Below are 3,513 nucleotides of genomic sequence, written 5' to 3' on the forward strand. Positions count from 1 at the left end.
ACCTCCATCCACACCACGGACAGCAGGATCGGCAGCCCCCTGCGCCGCACCAGCACCTCGTGCAGCAGCGACGACTCCAGGCGCTGGTAGTCGCCGGGGGCGCCGTGGAACCCCATCCGCTCACCGAGCAGCTCCCGCAGGGCGAGGGCCCAGGCCCGGGGCCCCGGAGGCCGGAACGGCAGCAGCCCGGCCAGCCGGTCCAGCTCGACCTGCGCGGCGTCCAGGGCCGCCTCGTCCAGCTCCCCGTCCGCCTCCGCACCCACCAGCAGGCACAGCGTCGACAGATCGGGCCGCTCGGACCGGGCCTCTTCGGCGAACCGCCGCCGCAGCTCGGCGGACCGTTCGGGGGACGGGGGGTACGGGGGACGCATATCAGGCTCGTGCCCTCTCACGACGATCGGTTACCGGCCGGTGCCGCGCGCGTCCGGCGCCCGGTAGTGGTGGTAGGCGTGGTGCGCGGCGAAGCCCATACCGGCGTACAGCGCCCGCGCTCCCGCGTTGTCGGCCTCGACCTGGAGCCACGCGGCCGACGCGCCCTCGTCGAGCGCCTGCCGGGCGAGCGCGGCCATCACGGCCGTGCCGAGCCCCTGCCGTCGCAGCGCCGGATCGACCTCGACGGCGGCGAAACCGGCCCACCGCCCGTCGACGACACACCGCCCGATGGCGGCCGGAGGAGCCCCCTCGGCCGCTCCGGGGACGGTCGCGAACCACACCGACGGCCCGCTCCGCAGCACCCGCAGCGCCGCCTCGCTCACGCCCTTGCGCTGGTACCGGGCCAGCCACCCCTCACCGGCTTCCCGGGACAGCGCGACCCCGGCCGGGTCACCCCGGTCGGCGATCGGCGCCAGCGGCCCGGTCCACAGCTCGGCGGTCACCTCCCGCACCCAGCCGCGCTGCTCCAGCTCGGCACAGAGCAGCTCCTGCGTGCCCTCGGCGCCGGTCGCGGTCTGGACGTAGGCGGGCAGTCCGCGCTCGCCGTACCACCGCCGCACGGCCTCCAGGGCCTCGTCCAGCGGGAGGTCCGGCGTGCCCAGCGGCAGCACCGAGTTGGCCCGCCGCGTGAACCCGGACGCGGCCCGCAGCTCCCACGCGCCGAGCCGCTCGCTCTCGACGGGCCGCCAGGCCCGCGCGGCGACCCGGGCCAGCTCCTCGTAGGAGGTGGCCGGACCGCGGCGACGCGCCGGTGCGGGGGGTACGGTCTTGCCCGCGACCAGCGCGGATTCCGCGATACGGACGCTCTCGCCACTCTTGCGTGTGATCAGCAGCACACCGTTGTCCCATGATGTGAGAACACCGACCGTGTCGGTGAACTTCTCACCCGGAGCCTCATGTTCGGTCAAGCTCCGCACTGAGACCCGTTTGCCCACGTCAGCAGCGGTGATACGGACCTCGAGTCGCCCGGCGGCAGAGATTTCCACAGGTCAGTTCACCCCTCCTGTTCGGATCATGCCCAGGAACGGAGATACTAGGGGCGGGCATCGACGACGCCGCGCTCCCGCGCGCCAGGCGGCGGAGCCTGAGGAGGCCCGCCAGCGCCCTATCGAGGAGGAACGACAGCGTGACCTACGTCATCGCGCAGCCTTGTGTCGACGTCAAGGACAAGGCGTGCATCGAGGAGTGCCCGGTCGACTGCATCTACGAGGGCCAGCGGTCCTTGTACATCCACCCGGACGAATGCGTCGACTGTGGTGCCTGTGAGCCGGTCTGCCCGGTCGAGGCGATCTTCTACGAGGACGACACTCCGGAGGAGTGGAAGGACTACTACAAGGCGAACGTCGAGTTCTTCGACGAGCTCGGTTCGCCCGGCGGAGCCAGCAAGCTGGGGCTGATCGAGCGCGACCACCCCTTCATCGCCGCGCTGCCGCCGCAGAACCAGTAAGAGCGGCCCGCACTCCGTGCCGCCTCGGTCCCGTACGGCCTGATCACCCCGCTGATCGCCGTACGGGGCCGAGGCGTTTGCCGAACCGGCTCGTGCGTGCCAGAAAGTGAGCCAGAACCCGTGTCCGCAGTCTCCGACCGCCTCCCCGCCTTCCCCTGGGACAAGCTGACCCCGTACAAGGCCACGGCCGCCGCCCATCCGGACGGCATCGTCGACCTGTCCGTCGGCACCCCCGTCGACCCGGTACCCGAGCTGATCCAGAAAGCGCTGGTGGCCGCGGCCGACTCGCCGGGCTATCCGACCGTCTGGGGCACGCCCGAGCTGCGCGACGCGATCACCGGCTGGGCCGAGCGCCGCCTCGGCGCCCGGGACGCCACCCACCGTCACGTGCTGCCGATCGTCGGCTCCAAGGAACTCGTCGCCTGGCTCCCGACCCAGCTGGGCCTCGGCCCCGGCGACCGGGTGGCCTACCCGCGCCTGGCCTACCCGACGTACGAGGTCGGCGCGCGGCTGGCCCGTGCCGACCACGAGGCCTACGACGACCCGACGGAGCTGGACCCCGAGGGCCTGAAGCTGCTCTGGCTGAACTCGCCGTCGAACCCCACGGGCAAGGTGCTGTCCAAGGAGGAGCTGACCCGGATCGTCGCCTGGGCCCGCTCGCACGACATCCTGCTCTTCTCCGACGAGTGCTACCTGGAGCTGGGCTGGGAGGCCGACCCCGTCTCGGTCCTGCACCCGGACGTCAACGGCGGCTCGTACGACGGCATCGTCTCCGTCCACTCGCTCTCCAAGCGCTCGAACCTCGCCGGCTACCGGGCGGCCTTCCTGGCCGGTGACCCGGCGGTCCTCGGTCCGCTGCTGGAGATCCGCAAGCACGGCGGCATGATGACGTCGGCTCCGACGCAGGCGGCGGTGGTGGCGGCCCTCGGCGACGACGACCACGTCCGCGTCCAGCGCGAGCGTTACGCGTCCCGCCGCGAGCTGCTGCGTGAGGCCCTGGTCACCCACGGCTTCCGCATCGAGCACAGTGAGGCCAGCCTCTACCTGTGGGCCACCAGGGGCGAATCCTGCTGGGACACGGTCGACCACCTCGCCAAACGCGGCATCCTCGTGGCCCCCGGCGACTTCTACGGTCCGGCGGGTGCGGAGTTCGTCCGCGTGGCGCTGACGGCGACGGACGAGCGGGTCGCGGCGGCCGTACGGCGTCTGTGACCGCATCCGAGCACACGGCGAAGGGGTCCGGGGAAGTTCCCCGGACCCCTTCGTGGTCACAACGCCGGAGCGTCAGCCGACCGGCAGGCTCTTCACCGGCAGCGAGTCCGCGGACGGCACGCCATCCTTGGTCAGGGAGTCGGTGGGCATGCCGCCCTTGGTCGAACCGGCCGTGTCGCCGACGAGCTGACCGGCGGAGCCGGCCGCGTCACCGGCCGCCTTCTGTGCCACAGGGGTGGTCTTCTCGACCGCCTTGCCGCCGGTCTTGCCCGCGTCCGGCACCGCCTTCTTGACGGTCTTGCCGCCGGTGTCACCCGCGGACTCGGTGACGTTCTGAGCCGCGCCGTCGACGGTGTTGTCGACGTTGGCCCCGTCCAGGGCGGTGAGGCCACCGAGGTTCGGGGTTGTCTCTTATACCCATC

The 3,513-nt window shown here is 72.2% G+C and carries 4 protein-coding genes and 1 pseudogene; 2 read left to right on the forward strand and 3 right to left on the reverse strand.

Annotation, left to right across the window (positions count from 1 at the left end; genetic code table 11):
* On the reverse strand, positions 1–371 hold a 371-nt coding region (locus tag C1J00_RS40315), incomplete at its 3' end, for a transglutaminase family protein (RefSeq protein ID WP_219728409.1).
* 30 nt (positions 372–401) lie between these two features.
* Positions 402–1,418, reverse strand: coding sequence for a GNAT family N-acetyltransferase (locus C1J00_RS40320; protein WP_102913815.1), 1,017 nt, complete (start codon positions 1,416–1,418; stop codon positions 402–404).
* Positions 1,419–1,558: 140 nt separating this feature from the next.
* Here C1J00_RS40320 and fdxA point away from each other — a divergent pair, with 140 nt between their 5' ends.
* Together fdxA and C1J00_RS40330 are read left to right on the forward strand one after the other, a co-directional pair.
* Positions 1,559–1,879 carry a ferredoxin gene (gene fdxA, locus C1J00_RS40325; protein ID WP_030669097.1) on the forward strand — a complete coding sequence of 107 codons (321 nt, stop codon included), beginning with the start codon at positions 1,559–1,561 and terminating at the stop codon, positions 1,877–1,879.
* A gap of 120 nt (positions 1,880–1,999) precedes the next feature.
* A complete protein-coding gene (locus C1J00_RS40330) occupies positions 2,000–3,091 on the forward strand; it encodes a bifunctional succinyldiaminopimelate transaminase/glutamate-prephenate aminotransferase (protein ID WP_102913816.1) in 1,092 nt (363 codons plus the stop codon).
* A gap of 72 nt (positions 3,092–3,163) precedes the next feature.
* Here the strand turns inward: C1J00_RS40330 and C1J00_RS40335 are convergent.
* Positions 3,164–3,496 (reverse strand): annotated as a pseudogene (locus C1J00_RS40335) (ATP-binding protein); the annotation flags it as partial.
* Positions 3,497–3,513: the final 17 nt, after the last annotated feature.

Origin of the sequence: Streptomyces cahuitamycinicus (assembly GCF_002891435.1) — a bacterium.
GTDB lineage: Bacteria > Actinomycetota > Actinomycetes > Streptomycetales > Streptomycetaceae > Streptomyces > Streptomyces cahuitamycinicus.